The 19,979-nt window shown below is 38.7% G+C and carries 13 protein-coding genes; 5 read left to right on the forward strand and 8 right to left on the reverse strand.

Features of this window, described 5'->3' with window-relative positions:
• Positions 1-10: 10 nt before the first annotated feature.
• From uvrA to JM81_RS01290, 8 genes are all read right to left on the reverse strand, one after another.
• Entirely contained in the window at positions 11-2,842 is a 2,832-nt protein-coding gene (gene uvrA / locus JM81_RS01255; protein ID WP_144800376.1) for an excinuclease ABC subunit UvrA, read from the reverse strand.
• A 162-nt stretch (positions 2,843-3,004) separates the two neighbouring features.
• Positions 3,005-4,132, reverse strand: coding sequence for a PepSY-associated TM helix domain-containing protein (locus JM81_RS01260; RefSeq protein WP_144800377.1), 1,128 nt, complete (start codon positions 4,130-4,132; stop codon positions 3,005-3,007).
• A gap of 61 nt (positions 4,133-4,193) precedes the next feature.
• A complete protein-coding gene (locus tag JM81_RS01265; protein WP_144800378.1) occupies positions 4,194-6,617 on the reverse strand; it encodes a TonB-dependent receptor in 2,424 nt (807 codons plus the stop codon).
• Positions 6,618-6,854: 237 nt separating this feature from the next.
• Positions 6,855-8,237, reverse strand: a complete 1,383-nt coding sequence (locus JM81_RS01270; RefSeq protein ID WP_144800379.1) for an exonuclease domain-containing protein — start codon at positions 8,235-8,237, stop codon at positions 6,855-6,857.
• 6 nt (positions 8,238-8,243) lie between these two features.
• A complete protein-coding gene (locus JM81_RS01275; RefSeq protein ID WP_089261320.1) occupies positions 8,244-10,304 on the reverse strand; it encodes an ATP-dependent helicase in 2,061 nt (686 codons plus the stop codon).
• 215 nt (positions 10,305-10,519) lie between these two features.
• Entirely contained in the window at positions 10,520-12,940 is a 2,421-nt protein-coding gene (gene ligD, locus JM81_RS01280; protein ID WP_144800380.1) for a DNA ligase D, read from the reverse strand.
• A 3-nt stretch (positions 12,941-12,943) separates the two neighbouring features.
• Positions 12,944-13,717 carry a Ku protein gene (locus JM81_RS01285; RefSeq protein WP_089261318.1) on the reverse strand — a complete coding sequence of 258 codons (774 nt, stop codon included), beginning with the start codon at positions 13,715-13,717 and terminating at the stop codon, positions 12,944-12,946.
• A gap of 74 nt (positions 13,718-13,791) precedes the next feature.
• Positions 13,792-14,133: a hypothetical protein gene (locus JM81_RS01290; RefSeq protein WP_144800381.1), complete on the reverse strand. Its 342-nt coding sequence runs from the start codon at positions 14,131-14,133 to the stop codon at positions 13,792-13,794.
• A 265-nt stretch (positions 14,134-14,398) separates the two neighbouring features.
• On the opposite strand from JM81_RS01290, the gene JM81_RS01295 reads away from it, so the two are divergent.
• From JM81_RS01295 to JM81_RS01315, 5 genes are all read left to right on the forward strand, one after another.
• Positions 14,399-14,761, forward strand: a complete 363-nt coding sequence (locus JM81_RS01295) for a S24 family peptidase (RefSeq protein WP_089261316.1) — start codon at positions 14,399-14,401, stop codon at positions 14,759-14,761.
• Complete coding sequence (locus JM81_RS01300; RefSeq protein WP_144805543.1) at positions 14,758-16,032, forward strand: Y-family DNA polymerase; 1,275 nt, start codon at positions 14,758-14,760, stop codon at positions 16,030-16,032. Before JM81_RS01295 ends, JM81_RS01300 begins: the two co-directional genes overlap by 4 nt.
• A gap of 256 nt (positions 16,033-16,288) precedes the next feature.
• Positions 16,289-16,768, forward strand: coding sequence for a (2Fe-2S)-binding protein (locus JM81_RS01305; RefSeq protein WP_089261314.1), 480 nt, complete (start codon positions 16,289-16,291; stop codon positions 16,766-16,768).
• Between the two features lies 1 nt (position 16,769).
• On the forward strand, positions 16,770-17,753 hold the full coding sequence (locus JM81_RS01310) for an FAD binding domain-containing protein (RefSeq protein ID WP_144800382.1): 984 nt from the start codon (positions 16,770-16,772) through the stop codon (positions 17,751-17,753).
• An 11-nt stretch (positions 17,754-17,764) separates the two neighbouring features.
• Positions 17,765-19,972, forward strand: coding sequence for a xanthine dehydrogenase family protein molybdopterin-binding subunit (locus JM81_RS01315; RefSeq protein WP_144800383.1), 2,208 nt, complete (start codon positions 17,765-17,767; stop codon positions 19,970-19,972).
• Positions 19,973-19,979 lie beyond the last annotated feature (7 nt).

Genomic DNA, 19,979 nt, shown 5'->3' on the forward strand with positions numbered 1-19,979 from the left:
TAAATTGAACTTATGCCAATTCTCTTTTTAAGAACGTAGCTGTATAGCTTTTCTTATTCTTTGCCACTTCTTCTGGTGTTCCTTTTGCAACCAATTGCCCACCGGAACGCCCTCCTTCATACCCAATATCAATAATGTAATCTACCATTTTAATTACATCCATATTGTGTTCTATGACCAATACGGTATTTCCTTTATCGGCTAACTTGTTCAGTACATCCATTAATACACGTATGTCCTCAAAATGTAGGCCTGTGGTGGGCTCATCCAATATATAAAAGGTGTTTCCCGTATCTCGCTTAGATAGTTCGGTTGCCAATTTTATACGTTGGGCCTCACCTCCCGACAAGGTGGTAGACTGTTGTCCCAAAGATATGTAACCTAGGCCAACATCTTGTATGGTCTTCAACTTACGATATATTTTAGGAATAGGTTCAAAAAAATCTACCGCTTCATTGATCGTCATTTCCAGTACATCGCTTATGGATTTACCTTTATACCTAATTTCCAAAGTTTCCCTGTTAAAACGTTTGCCGTTACACGTTTCACACTCTACGTAAACATCAGGTAAAAAATTCATTTCTATTACCCGAAGTCCACCTCCTTGACAGGTTTCACAACGACCACCTTTAACATTAAAACTAAACCTGCCGGGTTTATATCCCCTTATGGAGGCTTCTGTGGTTTTTGCAAATAAGGACCTTATTTCACTAAAAACTCCCGTGTATGTTGCCGGGTTTGATCTTGGTGTCCTGCCGATCGGCGATTGGTTAATATCTATTACCTTGTCTATATGCTCCAGTCCGGTAATTTTCTTGTAAGGCATTGGTTTTTTTACGCCATTAAAATAATGGGCGTTCATTATCGGGTAAAGCGTCTCGTTGATCAATGTAGATTTACCACTTCCGGAAACACCGGTTACGCCTATCATTTTTCCCAATGGAAATTTGACCGTAATATTTTTTAAATTGTTGCCAGTGCAGCCGGACAGTACTATTTCATTGCCATTTCCTGGCCTTCTTTTTTTAGGGACCTTTATTTCCTTGACACCGGTCATATAGTCCGCAGTCAATGTATGTACATGTTTCAGCTGCTCTGGTGTACCTTGTGAAATAATCTCTCCACCATTTTTACCGGCCTTTGGACCAATGTCTATCACATGGTCCGCCCGTTCTATCATATCTCGGTCATGTTCCACCACGATTACTGAGTTTCCAATATCCCTTAGAGACTCCAAGGATTTGATCAAACGTTCATTGTCCCTTTGGTGCAGACCAATACTTGGTTCATCCAATATATAAAGCACACCTACTAACTGGGAACCAATCTGGGTTGCCAACCTAATGCGTTGTGCCTCACCACCGGAAAGCGATTTGGAACTACGGTTCAAGGATAAATAATCCAACCCTACATCCAATAAAAACTGTATTCGCGTATTGATTTCCTTAATAATTTCCTCTGCTATCTTCTGTTGGTTGCCCTCTAGTTTTTGGTTCAACCCTAAAAAGAATGCCGATAACTCCACTATATCCAAATTGGCCAACTCCGCTATGTTCTTACCTTCCAATTTAAAATAAAGCGACTCCTTTTTAAGTCTAAACTCATTGCAGGACGGACAGGTTATTTTATCCATATATTCCTTGGCCCAGCGTTTAATGGAAGTTGATGCCGCTTCTTCAAATTGATTTTTTATGAAGTTGGATATTCCTTCATAATCAATTTTGTATGTTCTTTTAACCCCCAAGGTTTTAGAATCTACCTCAAAACTTTCCTTGCCTCCGTTCAAAAGGACATCAATTGCGTCTTTTGGTATGTCCGCAATTGCATCGGTCAGTTCAAAGTTGTACCGTTGGGCAATAGTTTCTATCTGTTTGAAGGCCCATGATTTTTTAAATTCTCCTAGTGGAGCAATTCCTCCCGCCTTTATGGATAATTTCTTGTTGGGAAAAATCTTCTTTTCATTGACCTCATATACATGTCCAAGACCACTGCAGTAGGGACACATGCCTTTTGGGGAATTGAAGGAAAAAGTATTTGGTTCAGGTGTAGGGTAGGAGATGCCGGTGGTTGGGCACATTAAGTCCCTGCTAAAATACCTTGGAACCTCTGTGCCTTCTTCCAAGACCATTAATACATTGTTACCACTGTACATTGCGGTATTGATGGTTTCGGAAAGGCGTTTATGAAAGTCTTCGCTTTCAACGACCTTTAAGCGGTCAATTACTATTTCAATATCATGTGTTTTGTAACGGTCAACCTTCATACCTTTGACCAGGTCCTTGATTTCCCCGTCTACCCTTACTTTTACAAAGCCCTGTTTGGCAATTTGCTCAAATAGCTCCCTATAGTGTCCTTTTCTGGATTTAATTATAGGTGCTAAAATATTGATTTTCTTATCGGTATAGGATGCAATAATTAGATTCTTGATCTGCTCATCACTATAACTTACCATTTTTTCGCCCGTATTATAACTATGCGCATCTGCAGCACGTGCAAAAAGTAAGCGTAAGAAATCATAGACTTCCGTAATGGTACCTACGGTTGATCTTGGAGATTTGGAAGTGGTTTTTTGTTCAATGGCGATAACAGGCGATAAACCGTCTATCTTATCTACATCCGGTCGTTCAAGACCTCCTAAAAATTGTCTGGCATAAGCCGAGAACGTTTCTATGTACCGTCGTTGTCCTTCGGCATAAATGGTATCAAAAGCTAGGGAAGATTTTCCACTGCCAGATAGCCCCGTTATGACTACAAGCTTATTTCTGGGTATGGTAACATCTATATTTTTAAGGTTGTGCACACGTGCGCCCTTGACCTCTATATTTTCTTCGTATTCAATCATGTATTCATAGCAAAGTTGCAAAAGTACGATTTTGAGTGCGAATTAAATACCCCTATAAGACTCTTTGAATGACCTTATTGCAAAGATAAATGTGTTAATAAACTTACATCTTACCATTGTTTGGATTTTTTATGGAACAATGAAGTGATTTGATGTAAACCATTATGTATTTGTTGACCTTTTTTTATAATGCCTGCCATACCATAAGAATGCACCCGTTACGGGTAATGTTGCCGTTAACAGGCTTATCAAAAATGCGATTGTTTTTCCTGCAAGTCCGCCTATGGCACCAATATGTATATCATAGTTCATCCTAAGTAATTTGTCCGCGGCCTTGGCGTTTTCATATTTTCCATACAGGCTTGAAGTTTCAATTTCTTCCAATGTGTGCTGGTCAAAAAATCTATAGTCGGCATTATAATACAAACCGTCACTATTAGAAATTTCAACATAAATACTTTCATTTTCCGTAGCAGGATAATGCAGTTCTATACTTTTGGCATCTGGGGATTCTTGCCTTAATTTGGTAACCAGTACATCCATTGGCAATATGTTGCCCAATTTCTGACCGCTACTTTTATTGGCGGGAATAATGAACTCCACATCTTTTTGTCCGCCAATTGACTTATATACTGCATAATGAAACCATGTATAGGACATTATGGTACCTGTAAATGCAAGTAGTAGGGCCAGTGAACATATATAAAATCCAATAACGGTATGTAAGTCAAAATTCTTACGCTTCCATCGGGTGGTTTGTTTCCAATCTAACGTTAATCGCTGTTTTAGGTTTTTTTGTTTTTTGGGAAGCCACAGGAATATTCCGGAGATGATTATTACCATAAAGACCAGTATAGAAATACCTACTACTTGAGCGCCTATTTTTTTAGGTAACCAAAGGTGCATATGGCCATCAAGGATAAAGGCAAAAAAACCGGAAAAATGGTCAACAACCTTTATAACTTTTCCTGTATACGGATCAAGGAATACACTTTGATAAAATTCTGGTTCAAGATCATAAAAAATAACCTCTATGGCATCATCCCCTTGTTGGTACAAGGTACCGTGTACATGATGTCCAGGCAATACTTTCATGGCTATATCCCTAGCTTTGCTTGGGGTAAGCATAGGAAGCTCTTGGGGCATTACTTTTTTGTAACCATCATAAAAACTTTCTATCTCTTCCCTAAATGACCAACAGCAACCGGTTATGGCCACAATAAAAACCACAACGCCCGTGACCAGACCCAAAATTTTGTGAAGTTGCAATATGAATTTTCTAATTGACATTTCTTTTAGAAATTAAAGGGCAACTTTATATAAAAGTTACCCTTGGTTAAATTCATTTCGTTTAGAAGGTATAGGTAAGGTTGGCCAGTAAAGCTATAGGTGTCTGTGGAGAAATAGTGGTCCATCCTTTATAATATTCCTTATTAAATGCGTTGTTCAATTTTACCCCCAGCCTATAGTTGTTGGCTTGATAGAAGATGGATGCATTGGCAATGGTGTAACTGGGCAAAATGAATTCACCGGTAGATGCATAATTAATTGCAAAACGCTCGCTTGATCCATTTAAACCAAAACCTAGGCCAAAACCATCAAATTGGCCTGATTGGAATTCATAATTGGCCCAAAGGTTGTATAAAGTTTCCGGGCCTGCCTCCAAGGGTCTTCTGTTTAAAATTTCAGTATTGTCAGAGACCGTGGTTTCACTATCGTTATTACTATATCCGGCCCTTATGTTCAATCCCTTTACGGGATTTGCGTTCAATTCAATTTCTATGCCTTTGCTCACCACTTCTCCGCCTTGAATTTTATTGAAAGGAGAAGCTGGGTCGGTTATTACGCGGTCCTTCACCGTTATATCATAATAACTTACCGTTGCATTTAATCTGCCATTGAACATATTGGTCTTTACGCCGAACTCCAATTGATTGGCCTGCTCCGGGTCAAAGGTCTTTAGTGTCTGCTGTCCATCATTGGGGTCGCCAACCAATACGGGGGCAACATTGGTAAATCCATTTTGATAGTTGCCAAAAACAGTCAAACGATCCTTTATAGGTTGGTATAATAGACCAAATTTGGGGGAGATTGTGGTTTGATTATAATCATCCTCTTCGTTTGAGAGGTTACCTTCGTTGTCAAAATGGTCTAATCGTAAACCGATCATTGCGGATAGATTGTCGGTTAAATTCAGAACATCTGAAGCATAAAGGCTATAGATATGAAACTTGGACTTAATGTTATTTACCCCTTGTGCAGCCAATACGGCATCTACGCCAGATGTTGAAAGGGGGTATGCATCTGTCTCTACCTCAGGCGTGAACGGATTATCACCATTAGAACCGCCATTTGGCGTAACGTTGCCATAAAACCCATAACCCGTACTATTATCCGTTTGGGTCTGGTTAAAATAATCTACACCTATGACCATTCTATTACGAAGAGAGGCTATCTTAAAATCGCCAATAAAATTCTGTTGAATGTCAGTAGTCTGTGTATTGGAGTTTTGCTTGTTCAAGTAACGGGAAAAGGTATTTCCTTCTAAAATGCCGTAATCATAAAGATAGGTATAATACCCTGTGGTAGAAGTAGAGCTTTTGGACAGTAAACTTTGGGATTGCCATGTGTCTGAAAGTTTATAATCCATTTCAACCCTATAATTCTGGGTGGGATTTTCCAAACTTAAGTCATTACTGGTAAACGATAGCTTATTCTTATACCCAAGTTCTTCAAGATTTGTGGCTACGGACGGTGCCGCCCTGTTCAAGAATAAAAAGGTAGGGTTGGTCTGTTCGGCCTGTGTTATTTCACCATAAAACGAGAATGAAAGCTTATTGTTCACCTTATAGGAAAGTGATGGGGCCACAAAAAAGGATTTTCTAAAACCTGCATCCTGAAAGCTTTGTTCCGTAGTATATGCCGTATTGATTCTAAAGTAGATGTCGTCCTTCTTGCTTAGAGCAGTGTTAAAGTCACCAATAATTTGATTAAGACCATACGTTCCGGAAGTAAAGGTAAGTTCACCACCGGTACCTACATAAGGTTTTTTGGTAACTACATTGATCAAGCCTCCATAAGAACTAACGGCATTCCCGAACAATGTTGCAGATGGACCTTTTAAAACTTCTATCCGTTCTATATTGGCCGGATTTATGGTACCATTCGTTAGCCCTGGCAGGCCATTAACCAGTTGGGGCTGTATGGAAAAACCCCTTAGGGAATAATATCCTGCACCGTCACCTCCACGACCCGTGGACGACCATAGACTTTCTACCCCAGTTGCGTTTTTAAGGGCATCGTCAAAATTTACGACCAATTGGGATTTTAAAAGTTCTGTCGTTACTGTGCTATATACCTGTGTGTTTTCTATATCCTTTAGAGGTAACTTGGATACGTATGCAGTCTTTTTTCGAGAAAATTTATTTAGTCGTTCTCCTTCAACAATTACTTCGTTCAAAATTTCATTTCCTTCATAGAGGATAATGTTGCCCAAATCTATGTGTTGGTTACTGTTGGAGTCTAACTTTATTTCTTTGCTTTTAAAACCTAAATATGAAAATTGCAGGGTGATTTTTTCGTTGGATGTAGGTTGAATGCTAAAATTTCCGTTTTCATCCGTTTGCGTACCCAAAGTGCTATTTTTTACCAGAACATTGACACCAAATAAGGGTGTTGAATTGATATCTGTAATCGTTCCAGTAATTTTGGATGATTGTCCATATGCACTATGCGTTATGAATATAATACCGAGTAATATGTATAGTTTGTTCATTGATTTTTATTTAGACTAATTAAAAATAATAATTTTGGCAAATATATTAGGACGGAATTGTTTTGCCAAATTATTTATATTAAATCTAAATAAGCAAATACTTTATTATAATGTATTATATTTTGATTCACTGTCTATATGCTAGTAATAGTTTGGATATCAGAGAAATATAGATTTATATATTGGTGTCAAAAGGAATTTTTTCTATTGTAGTTAGGTGAATATAGCTTCTTACGCCTAATTTAAATATGTAATTTTATGGGGATTTTTCTTTTTATAGGCCATAACAATTTTAGCGGTATGGTACGTATGGCGCTTGGGCATCAATAACCCTTCTAAGTCTTGGATGGATGCAATTGCCATGGAAGGGTCCAAAAAACCAAAGCCTTGATACACTCCATGGAGTACAAGTACAAAACTACGTTCTGATCGCGTTCTACCTTTTTCAAAAATCGCATAATTTTCATTTTCCCTATTTAAAAAGTCCAAAGCCTGGGATACTCTGGCATTATATACGGAGGGTTCCTCCAGTCCTTTACAGATTCCTTTGCAAGTAATATAACTTATGGGCGAGCATTTGCCCAATTTACTTGTTAAACCAGTTGCGGTAGGGCATAGGTTAAATTTTTCAGTAAGCTCAATTAATCGGTTAATGGCATCCCCACGTTTTAAAAAGATTTCCGTGGGTGTATGTTGATAAGGGCGCCGTTCTATCTTTAAACGTAAGACCCCCTTTTTGTCTTTTTGGGGTACAATATGATAGGTTATATATGCTTTCTTTTGAATGTAATTGTGCTCAGGATCCAATTTTTGAATTAAATCTGCCTCTCTTAACAAGGCCAGTAATTCACTGCCGGTAAGTTCAAAATCTATACTTTGTGTGGCCGTACATAATTGCAATTCTTTTTCCGAAGAATTATAAAAATGGCTTTGCACACGTTTTTTTATATTTTTGGCCTTCCCTACATAAATTACTTCCCCATGTATATCTTGAAATTTATAAACGCCAGGTAAAGGGGGTAAATGTTCTACATACTTATATGCGGTAGACTTGGGAACAAATACTTCTTTTTTATTTTTCTGATATAAGAATGTATCGATATAATTATCGTCTTCATCTAACCGTAACAGCCTTTGGAACAAAGTGGTTACCGCATCATTTTCTTCATGAATATCAAACCTGTCAAAAAAGGGAATGTTGAGTACATTACAGAGGTATGGCAACTCATAATTCACCATATGGGGCAGTAGTTTTTTTGAAAGTCGCTGCGTACAAATTTGTGGCATTTTAAATAGATGACCCAAAAATTTAAATTCTGATTGTAACGCAAAATGTAGAAAAGAGACGTTATGTCCTACTAGGATACAATCTTCCAATTCTAACAGAATGGTTTCCGATACTTCCCTAAAAGTAGGGGCCTTTAACAATATTTCATCAGTAAGGCCGGTTCTTTGTTCTATATAAAAAGGGATTTTTTGCTCTGGGTTAATATAGGAGGAAAATGTTTTTGTACCATGTTCCCCGTTTACCTTTTGTATTTCTAGTTGTACTATTCGTAGCGGGTTAGGCTTTTTCCCAAAGACGGTCATGGAAATGACGGCAAAATTTTTATCTGGCATTGTTTACTAACTAAAATCCATTCCAGAGGAAAGATCTATTTGATTGGGTTCCGGTGCGTCCTTTACCTTATTGAAATCTTGGCCAATGGTTTGTTGTTCAACCAGTTTTTCCGGTAGTCCGGTAAGAAAATAGGTTTCGGCATCATCTGTAGCCTGTCCTGTATTGGACGGAATTGATTTACCGTGAATAGCGGCAATGGAAGCCGTATTTCTAGTGATGATCAATCTGTTTTTGGCTCTTGTAAGTGCTACATATAAGACCCGCCGGTCTTCTTCAATGGCATCCGTATCATCTAATGACCATGCTGACGGAAATGATTTTGGAGATACGTTCAATACAATGCATACATCTGCCTCAAGACCTTTGGCAGAATGAATGGTTGATATTATTACATGGTCCTTATTCTCGGAAGTTGCCAATTGAGATTCGCTCAACACAGGTGCACCGTTCATTTTTTCGGCATTGTCCAGAAGGCCCTCGCCAATAAACTCACCAAGGCTTGCATAACTATCCGCCAATAATTTTAACACAGGAAAATCACCCTTTCGTTTTTCCACCCAATCTTTTCTATATCTAAAGGCTAGGCCCAATGACATGGCCTCATATGCAATATCCACCATTTTTCCCACCTTGCCCTTTTCTTTTTGTACGGCATGATACAATTGGGATATTTTTTGTCCATCCTTACCGGGTATCGCACTTTCCAACAAAGTTGGTATTTCGGTCTTACCTTCATCTGCAATGATAACGGCCATAATCCTAGATGCCCTTACCTCGCCAATACCTTCCCAAAAGGTTAAAAAGCGAACCCATGCAATCTCATCGTATGGATTATTGACAATACGTAGCAAGGAGACTAAATCTTTTATGTGGGCGGCCTGCAAAAACTTACGCCCCCCATACGTGATGTAAGGTATTTTTCGTCTAATGAATACGGCCTGTAATGATTTGGTGTAAAATTGTGAACGGGACAAAATGAGGTGGTCAGAAAATTTTCTGTCCTCATCCGTATAATTTTTTAAGACCTCATCGGCAACCCAATTGGCTTCTTGCCATTCATCACTTACATTTAATAAAATAGGCAGTTCACCGCTTCCTCTAATAGATTGTAATCTTTTATCATACGCAATTGGCGATTTATCCAATAACCAATTGGAAATATCCAATATCTCTTGGGTAGACCTGTAATTTTTCTCCAGTTTATAGACTTCAGATTCTTTTACACGTTCTTTAAATTGATGTACGTTCTTAAAGTCAGCTCCTCGAAAAGAGTAGATGGACTGCGCATCGTCTCCTACACAGAACAAACTGCAGATTTCAATAAAAGGTGATAACAGTTCCCATTGCAGCGGATTGGTATCCTGCATTTCATCTACCAAGAGATAATCCAGATCTTGGGAAAGTAGTTTTCTTGCCTCGGGATTCTTTTTTAGTTGTGTGGCCACAACCAGCAACAGGTCGTCATAATCCAAATACCTTTGCTCCATTTTTTTCTTTTGATAAGCTCGGAGCAACAGTTCTACATTGGGCTTCATTGCCGTAATCTCATATTCGGTATCCTTGTCCTGTTTACCCTTATAAATCAAAGTGCGTAATGATTCCGTCAGATTTTTTTTAGTATTCCGGGCATAGGAATAGACATCCAGTAATTGTTGAGGTTTTATGCGTAGTTTTCCGTAAGCCTCATTATGATGACCGGCAACCATTTTCATGACTCCCAATTGATCGTCAGGATCTATTACGGTAAAACTGGCCGCCCCAAATAGATTGGGGTATTTAATGATCAATTGGTTACACCAAGAATGAAAGGTAGCTCCGTTCAATGTGCGTCCACTGGATTGTGGCAGACCGGCCTTTACACGTTCAACAATTTCATTGGCCGCTTTCTTTGTAAAGGTCAGAATTTGAATTTTTGACGGATCGGCCCCATTCTCAATTAGATAGGATGCCCGTGCAATTATGGTGCGCGTTTTTCCTGTACCTGCACCGGCAAGTACAAGTAAATGTTTACCTGCATAGGTTACGGCCTTTAATTGGCCCTTGTTTAATTCTTCCTTTAAGTGCATTTAAGTTTGTTCAGTACATAAATGACCGCAGAGCAATATGCCCGTACGTTAAAAAATGCTATCATAAACAGTGAAAACGTGCTCTGTTTAAATAGAATTGGTGAATTTTTTGGTGAGGTTGATTTGTTTACAAAATTAATTAAAATATACATGACGGGGTAGTGGTTAAAGGTTTGGCAAACTATGGACTTAATAATATAGTTTTAATTTGCTCATTATCTAAATTCTAATTCCGTCAATACCTTTGCCATATCAAATTCAGTATTGTTTATAAGATTAAATAGGTCTCCTTCTTGCTCTAGTCGTTTAGGGTAGGTCTTCATAACATAGCGTTGGGGGTTTAATTTGTCATTCAATTCTTCCCAATAAATAGGTGCGGAAATAGGGGCATTGGCAATAGGCCTTACGGAATGTACAGAGGCGATCGTATGTCCCTTTCTATTTTGTAAATAGTCCAAATAAATTTTTCCTTCACGTTTTTTTATGGTACGCTCCATGGTAGTCAATGAGGGCAACCGTTCTTCAATGACATGGCACAATAGTTTTATGAAATTACGCACCTCTTCATAGGTGTAGGCAGCCTGCATGGGAATATAAATGTGAATGCCCCTTGATCCCGAAACTTTACAAAAACTTGGGGCGGCTATCCCGGTAAGTAGGTTTTTAAATTCCCTTGCCACCTTTACCACCTTCTTAAAATCCATTTCCCTAGGGGGGTCCAAATCAATTATTCCATAATCTGGATAATCCAAATGCTGTATTCTTGAACTCCAAGGATTAATTTCAATACAACCTAAATTGGCCATATATAGCAATGTAGCCGTGTTCTGGCATAATAGATAATTGATATCCCTATTGGATGATTTGGAATATATAGGGATAATTTCTATCCAATCTGGCAAATTTTCATTGTCCTTTTGATAAAAACTTTCTTGTTGTATGCCATTGGGATGCCTGTGTAGACTTTGGGGCCTATCTTTCAAATGTGGTAGAATGTAGGTTGCAATCTGCACATAGTAATCAATTAGATCATACTTTTTTAATCCGGAATTAGGCCAATATATTTTATCCAAATTACTAATGGGTACTTTAAAGCCATCGACTACTATCGTCTCCTTTCCAACAGTTTTGGGGCCAGTTGAACTATGTACGGCTTTTGGCTCCTGGCCCATTGTTGATATTGTGCTCTTTAGGCGCTTAAATACCGGATTTCTCAATAAACCATTTTTAGTACGTTCCGTAAATTTTACCTCGCATTCTACAAGCGGTAGCACAAAATGTGCCTTTTTTCCCTTTAAAGATATTTTTTTATCAAACGGATATTCAGAGGTTTTCAGTGGTATAAGTGCATTATATAATTCATTACGCTGTGCAGTGGAAAACCCAGAACCACAATTACCAACATAGATTAACCTGCCATCCTCTTCTGTTCCAAGAATAAGGGAGCCTACACGTTCCGCACTGTTAGATGATTCCGTATATCCGCAGATAAAGGCATCCAGGCTTTGAATTCCTTTTATCTTTAACCACTTGTCCGTTCTATAACCAAGGGTGTATGTAGAATTAGCTTCCTTAGCTATTACTCCTTCCATACCTACTTCAATTGCCTTTTGGTACAATGCAGTTCCCATTCCTTCCACATGGTCACAATACTTGCTGATCTTTAAATCTTCAAGTACTTCGGGTATCAGGCTTTTTCGTTCACGTAACGTTAAGTCCAACATACTGTGTCCGTTCAAATACAGCATATCAAATACATAATATCTTAATTCTCCTTTGGCATCAGGATAATTTTGAAGTTCCCCAAATTGCGACACACCGTTGTAATCAACCAAAACTACTTCACCATCTAAAATAACTTCATTGTCCAATAATTGAAGTTCATCATATAATTTGGAGAATTTGGTATTGTAGTTAATACCGTTTCTGGATTGTAAAAGGATACCACTTTCAGCTACATGTGCAATAACCCTATAGCCATCCCATTTAAGTTCATAGATGAAATTGGGATTATTGAAAATGGTTTTGGTACTTGTAGCCAACATGGGTTGTACAACGCGACCAGGATGCAGATTTTGTGGGTATTCTTTTATATTGCGCTCCGTTACCGGAACCAATGTTTCTGCATTATAGAAAGCATCAATGGCATACGCATCTTTTTTCTTTAATAACAACCACTGCTCACTGCTTCCCTTTGGGGTAGTACGTACCAAAGCAAAGCGACCTTTAATTTTTTTTCCATGGAAGAATAATTTAAGATTGCCTAACGCCAATTGTTCCAAAAGCGGTTTATCAGTTTCCAGGTGATCAATCTCAAATATGCCATCATCCCATATTTTCATTATACCTGCACCATAATTACCTTTTGGAATTGTGCCTTGAAATTTAAGATAGGGTATAGGGTGATCCTCCGTTCTTACCGCCAATCGTTTATCTGACGGATTCATGGATGGCCCTTTGGGAATTGCCCAACTTTTTAAGGTGCCATCAATTTCCAATCGTAAGTCGTAGTGCAAATGAGAGGCTTGATGTCGTTGTATTACAAATCGTTGGGTGTGGGCACCACTTACTATTTCCCCTTTGGGTTCGGGGGTAGCGGTAAAGTCTCTTTTATCATTATATATCTTTAGACTCAAAGGTTACGATGCTTGTTTTTCACGTTTTTTCAAACTTGCTTTTAATTGTGCCATTAAATCTTTTGCAGGCGTTGGTTTTGCTTCGAATTTTTCTGCTTTACTTGTCTTACCGGTAGCTTTAGATTCAATGATTTTTAAAAGTTGCTCGTTGTATACATCCTTGAACTTTGCAAAATTGAACTCTTCCGTATATTGGTCTATTAATGAAATTGCCATGTCCAATTCCTTTTTGGCAATTTTGGTGTTGGGTAGCTCCAATTCCCCAGTATCCCTTATTTCATCCTCGAACCTAATTACATGTAGTACCAGCGCATCTTCATATACCCCAATTAGGGAAAGGTGTTCCTTTTGGCGCATTACAAAGGTGGCCACTCCTAATTTTTCTGTTTTTTTCAATGCATTTCGCAATAGTGTATAAGACTTTTCACCTCCCTTTTGCGGTTTAATGAAATACGGTTTTTTAAAAAGCACATCGGACACTTCGTCTTCCATGATGAACTGTTCAATATCAATAGTCTTACTTTTTTTCATATTGGCGTTCTCAAAATCCTCCTTTTCCAAAACGATATAGGTATCATCCTTTTTATATCCTTTGACTATATCTTTCCACTCAACTTCCTTTCCCGTATCCTCATTGACCCTTTTATATCGTATCCTTGCACCATCATGGCTGTCCAACATATCCAGATCCAATTTTCGGTCCTCAGACCCAGAAAATAATTTTATGGGTATAGATACCAGTCCAAAACTTATGGAACCATTCCAAATTGATCTCATATAGCATATATTTTATCTATTGAAAGCAGTGTATTGCTAACTTTTTTTACAACTAACATTTATTATTTTAGTGTTTAGTGAGATAATTCCCAAGAACGTATTTCTTCCGCAATGACCTGTGGAGATTGTTTTCTTTTTTGTGCTATACTTTGAATGAGCGCACCAATGTTCTCCGTTTTAAATTCCTCTTCCATTTCATTTAATTCCGGAAATTTGGCAAGGTATTCATCTCTTACCGCCAACCATTGTTTTTCTAGATGAACATCATCAGCATCAATATTTACTCCACCATTATTTACAGGATTACCTACCTCTTTTTTATTTGTGCTGTCCACATCCTCAGTTGTTTTTAATCCTTGATTTTGTTGAACTTCATTGGTTAAGCCTAATTCGTCATTTTTATATTTAGTACCCATAACTTTATTATTTATGTTTTATCGGTGAAGTTACTATTGTACCGTGCATTACACTACCTCTAACTATTTAATAATTAACCGTATCCGTTATGGGATTGTATAGTTCTACTTTAATTAAAATCAATTTATTTTAGTTTCCCTTATCAGGATTAGTGAATAACTCTTTATAAAAATAATTATATTATTTGGAATATATCCTTAATTTTGGAATAAATCCAAATATTTAGATAGTATTTTAAATTTTGCTAATGAGTCAGGAATTTTTATGAGGGACGAAGAATTACGGTTAGTTAAGAAAGCGGATAAAAGTTATAGGGTGCAGCGGCCTTCCCAAACGGGATTTTCAAGTCCTGCAACGCATTATAATGAACCCAGAATAGATTTGAACGAAACACTGGTAAGCAATTCGTCCGCCACCTTTTTTATTAGGGTGGCAGACGATTCCTTTCAAACTTTCGGTATTGCCAAGAACGATGTACTTATTGTAGATAAGTCCTTGGTTCCTAAACCGGCGCAGTTGATCTTGGCCAGTGTGGATGATGCATTTCATATCATGCGTGTAGGTAAAGCAGGAGATCCATTAAACTTATGGGGCGTAATAACCTATATCATAAAATCGGTAATATGATTGCGTTGGTAGATTGTAATAGTTTTTACGCTTCTTGCGAACAGGTATTTAGGCCTGACCTTAAAAATAAACCTGTAGTAGTATTAAGTAATAATGACGGGTGTATTATTGCGGCCAATAAGGAGGCCAAGGCTTTGACGGAAATACCTATGTTTCAACCTATCTTTAAAATCAGGAAATTGTTAGATGCCCATGAGGTTACTTACTTCTCTTCCAATTACACGTTATATAGTGATATGTCAAAAAGGGTAATGCAGACCTTGCAACAATTTTCTCCTTTAGTAGAAGAGTACAGTATTGATGAAAGTTTTGTGGATTTGTCTCATTATGACCCAGCAGAGTTAACAGCATTGGCGCAAAGAATGAAGGATACCATTGTCAAAAATACCGGCATACCCGTAGGTGTAGGTATTGCAAAGACCAAATCCCTGTCCAAACTGGCAAACAAGTATGCTAAGAAAGTAGCATCCAACAATAATATCTACATTGTGGATTCTGAAGAAAAAAGAAAATTTCTTTTACACAATCTTTTGGTAAAGGACATATGGGGAATAGGCAAAAAGCATGCTATTCGATTGCAGAACAACCATATACGCACTGCATTGGATTTTGCCAATATGCCCGTAGCTTGGGTAAGGAAAGAGATGACGGTAATTGGAGAGCGCTTGTGGCGGGAGCTGAACAATATTCCCTGTCTGGAACTCGTGTTGCAACCCAATGCCAAGAAAGGTATAGGAACCGCAAAATCGTTTGGCTATAAATTGACGGATTATACTTTGATAGAGGAAGCATGTAGTTACTATGTTGCTGAGGTAGCTGATTTATTAAGGCAGCAACAAAGCGCTGCAGCGCAAATTGAAGTATCCTTACAGACCAATCAGCATAGTGCGGTAGATAAGCAATACCGTAATAAAATCGTCATTACCTTGGATACCCCCACGGATAGTACCGCAAAATTAACCAAAGAAGCGCTTAAAGGTCTTCGCCAAATATTCCGGCAGGGATATCGCTATAAAAAAGTGGGCATCAACTTAACGCAGTTAGTACAAAAAAACGAAGTGCAGACCAATTTATTCCATACCCCCCATAAAAGTGAAAGTGAAGCAATTACCAATGTAATGGATAATCTGAACAATAAGTATGGAAAGAATAAGATTAAATTAGCCACTGTAGGCAACCGCGATAAGGAATGGGCACTTATCAAAGAGCACAGAAGTCCAAGATATACTACCCAATGGAATGAACTTTTAACCATTGGGCGTACCCTATAATATCTTCATTTTAATTGTGGTATACGGTTATTTTTTGGTGTTCCATAAATTCTAAAAGAATGCAAACCCACTTTCCTTAATGGGTCAATAAAACATTTTATAGGACAATTCAAAACCTAGGGTAAGGCTAATTTTATGCATCGTGCAAAACCATTACTCAGCTTAGAATAAATAACATGTGGTGTGTAATTTATTATATCACAATTAATTAATTCTTCGTCCATGGTGGTTCTGTACTTTATTTAAAATATAGACCATGGGATTTTTAAGCGAAAATGATATTGAACTACACATTAATGGTAAAAAACATCAAATTACCATACCCATCAGTACTACTCTTTTGGACGCTCTACGGGAAGTCCTGAATTTAACAGGTACAAAGAAAGGGTGTGACCATGGCCAATGTGGAGCATGTACCGTCCTAGTAGATGGTAAAGCCATAAATTCTTGTCTTTCATTGGCGGTTATGAACGATGATAAGGAAATCGTAACTATAGAAGGTCTGGCAAACGATGATGGTTTACACCAAGTGCAGCAGGCTTTTATTGAAAACGATGCCTTTCAGTGCGGTTATTGTACTTCAGGACAAATATGTTCAATGGTAAGTATGCTCAAAATGGGCAAAGGAAAAACACCGGAGGAAATCAGGGACCTTATGAGCGGTAATTTATGCCGGTGCGGCGCCTATGCCAATATTTTTAAGGTAGCGGAAGCAATGGTAGCAAAAAATAACTGATATGAATGATTTTAACTATAGTAGGTTCGTGGATATAGGGCAAGCGGTAGATGACCTGACCAAAAAAAATTATGCAAAACCCATAGCTGGAGGCACCAATTTGTTGGACCTAATGAAATATAGGGTAGAGAATCCGCACTATCTGTTAGATGTCAATCGTTTGCCTTATCGAGAAATCGTAGAAGCTCCTAACGGTGGATTACGTTTGGGCGCAATGGTGACTAATGCAGATACGGCGTACCATTCGTTGGTGGAAAAAAACTATCCTTTATTGTCCAAAGCCATCCTGTCCGGTGCTTCGGCGCAATTAAGAAATGCCGCAACCAATGGTGGAAATCTTATGCAGCGTACTCGTTGCTATTACTTCTATGATACGGCCACACCATGTAATAAAAGAGAACCTGGAAGCGGTTGTTCCGCAATTGGGGGTTTTAATAGAATTCACGCTATTTTAGGGACTAGCGAAACCTGTATTGCGACACATCCATCGGATATGTGCGTGGCCTTGGCGGCCTTGGATGCGGAGATTGTTGTGCAAGGTGGGGAAGGGGAGCGCAGAATACCAATTTTGGAATTTCATAGACTACCTGGTGATACTCCGCAAAAGGATAACCATCTCAAGTCCAATGAAATAATCACCTTCATTGATTTACCTGCAGAAACATATAATCAAAATTTTGCCTATATCAAGGTCCGTGATAGACCTTCCTATGCATTTGCATTGGTTTCCGTAGCAGCGGCAATGAAACTTACGGATAATCGTATTGAAAACATTAGGGTAGCCTTAGGTGGTGTTTCCCATAAACCGTGGCGTTTGCCGCAAGTGGAAGAGAAATTTGTGGGTAAGGAGGCCAATAACGAAAATTTTGAACAACTAGCTGAAGAATTATTGGACGGGGCCCAAGGTTTTGGTGATAATGATTTTAAAATAAATCTGGCGCATAAAACAATAATTAGGGCTTTGAACGAGGCCAGGACACGATAACACAATTGCAAATGGATACGGCATATATAGGAAAATCTAGGAAACGGGTAGATGGAGTAAAGAAGGTTACCGGGTCGGCAACCTATGCAGGCGAATTTAAACCTGAAGGATTGGTTCATGGCTATGTGGTGAACAGTACCATTGCCAATGGAAAAATTGTGGCTATACATACCGGTAAGGCAAAAATGATAGATGGCGTACTTGACATTTTCACCCACGAAAACCTACCGGATGATGTACGGCAAAATGTTGATTATACGGACCCGTTGTCCCCACCCGGTCATCCTTTTAGACCTTTGTATAACGACCAGGTACTATACAACGGTCAACCTATTGCATTGGTAGTAGCGGAAAGCTTTGAATTGGCACGTTATGCCGCCGGCTTGGTCGAGGTGGAGTATTTAGCAGAAGAATGTACTACGGACATTAAAAAAAATATGGGCAATGCAACCACAGAAGGTGTAGAGGATACCGCACCGGACAGAGGTAATGCAGAACTAGCATATGCTAACGCCGCTGTACGGATAGATGTGGAATACAGTCAGCCTAGACATTACCATAATCCTATGGAACCTCATGTTTCTATAGCGGAATGGAACGCAAAAACTCAATCCTTTAAAATTTATGATAAAGTACAGGGTGTAAACAGTAGCCAGGAATATATATGCGGAATATTTAACTTGGATACGGAAAATGTTCAAATATTATCACCTTTCGTGGGCGGAGGTTTTGGTTCTGGACTTCGTCCTCAGTATCAGCTGTTCTTGGCGGCCATGGCAGCACGTGAACTTCAAAGACCTGTAAAGGTTTCTTTGACAAGGCGACAAATGTTTTCCTTTGGTCATAGACCTGCCTGTATTCAACAACTACAAATGGGTGCTTCCAAGGAAGGTAAACTGAAATCCATTATTCATAAGGCATACGGGGAAACCTCAAAATTTGAAAAATATAATGAAACTATCGTAGATTGGTCAGGTATGATGTATCAGTGCGAAAATGTTAAACTGGAATATCGTCTAATACCTGTAAATGTCTATACACCAATGGATATGAGGGCTCCAGGAGGAGCTACGGGTATGTTTGCCCTGGAATGTGCAATGGATGAGCTTGCCATAAAAACAAATATAGACCCGTTGGAATTTAGGCTTTTAAATTATGCGGATAAGGACCAAAATGAGGACAAACCCTTTTCAAGTAAAGAATTAAGGGAATGTTACCGGCAGGCGGCATCGCATTTTGGCTGGTTTAATAGACATACCAATACTCAAATAAAAGATGATTCCATATTAGTGGGTTACGGTATGGCAACAGGATGTTGGGAAGCTATGCAACAAAAATCATCTGCTAAGGCTGTACTTACTTCTTCCGGTAAATTAGTGGTCAGTTCAAGTACTGCGGATATTGGTACCGGAACTTATACGGTGATGTCACAGATTGCCGGGGATACCTTGGGTATTGCTATGGAAGAAATTACATTTCAATTAGGAGACACCTCATTGCCCAAAGCACCTATAGAAGGGGGTTCCTGGACGGTATCTTCAGTAGGCTCCGCGGTAAAGGCTGTCTGTAATCATTTAAAAAAACAATTGATAGATCTGGCAAAGGTTAACGTTGACGAAGATTTGGATCATGTTGATTATGATGAGGTATCCTGTACTGATGGAACATTGATTTTTCCAAACGGTACATTGGTCAATATAAGCACTTTATTGGTAACGGCCGGACTTGATTCCATTGAGGCTGAAAATGCATTAGAGCCTGAAGAACGCCAAGAACAATATTCTTCTTATGCGCATTCATGTGTTATGGTTGAGGTCCATGTTGATAAGGATTTAGGTATGATTACTGTACCAAGGGTTACCAGTGCAATTGCGGGTGGACGAATCATTAATCCTAAAACGGCAGAGAGCCAAATCTTGGGTGCTATTACATGGGGCATTGGTATGGCCTTGGAAGAAGAGGGTATGATAGACGACCGCAGTGGTAGAATCATGAATGCCAATCTTGCGGAGTACCATATGGCAGTCCACGCCGATGTACAACAGCTAAATGTACTTTTCATAGAAGAGCATGATGATATAGTAAATCCGTTAGGGGCAAAAGGACTTGGGGAAATAGGGATTGTTGGAGTTGCCTCTGCAATTGCCAATGCCGTTTTTGATGCTACTGGAAAACGGGTGCGCAACTTACCTATTACTTTGGATAAGCTATTGGAATAAGTGTGGA

The organism is Maribacter sp. MAR_2009_72, assembly GCF_007827235.1.
Taxonomy (GTDB): domain Bacteria; phylum Bacteroidota; class Bacteroidia; order Flavobacteriales; family Flavobacteriaceae; genus Maribacter; species Maribacter sedimenticola.

Coding starts and splice junctions, on each gene's coding strand:
- JM81_RS01290 (WP_144800381.1), bottom strand. CDS start 14,133: ATGGGTACTAAATATAAAAATGACGAATTAGGCTTAACCAATGAAGTT.
- JM81_RS01275 (WP_089261320.1), bottom strand. CDS start 10,304: ATGCACTTAAAGGAAGAATTAAACAAGGGCCAATTAAAGGCCGTAACC.
- JM81_RS01260 (WP_144800377.1), bottom strand. CDS start 4,132: ATGTCAATTAGAAAATTCATATTGCAACTTCACAAAATTTTGGGTCTG.
- JM81_RS01315 (WP_144800383.1), top strand. CDS start 17,765: ATGGATACGGCATATATAGGAAAATCTAGGAAACGGGTAGATGGAGTA.
- JM81_RS01300 (WP_144805543.1), top strand. CDS start 14,758: ATGATTGCGTTGGTAGATTGTAATAGTTTTTACGCTTCTTGCGAACAG.
- JM81_RS01265 (WP_144800378.1), bottom strand. CDS start 6,617: ATGAACAAACTATACATATTACTCGGTATTATATTCATAACGCATAGT.
- JM81_RS01310 (WP_144800382.1), top strand. CDS start 16,770: ATGAATGATTTTAACTATAGTAGGTTCGTGGATATAGGGCAAGCGGTA.
- JM81_RS01285 (WP_089261318.1), bottom strand. CDS start 13,717: ATGAGATCAATTTGGAATGGTTCCATAAGTTTTGGACTGGTATCTATA.
- JM81_RS01270 (WP_144800379.1), bottom strand. CDS start 8,237: ATGCCAGATAAAAATTTTGCCGTCATTTCCATGACCGTCTTTGGGAAA.
- JM81_RS01305 (WP_089261314.1), top strand. CDS start 16,289: ATGGGATTTTTAAGCGAAAATGATATTGAACTACACATTAATGGTAAA.
- uvrA (WP_144800376.1), bottom strand. CDS start 2,842: ATGATTGAATACGAAGAAAATATAGAGGTCAAGGGCGCACGTGTGCAC.
- JM81_RS01295 (WP_089261316.1), top strand. CDS start 14,399: ATGAGGGACGAAGAATTACGGTTAGTTAAGAAAGCGGATAAAAGTTAT.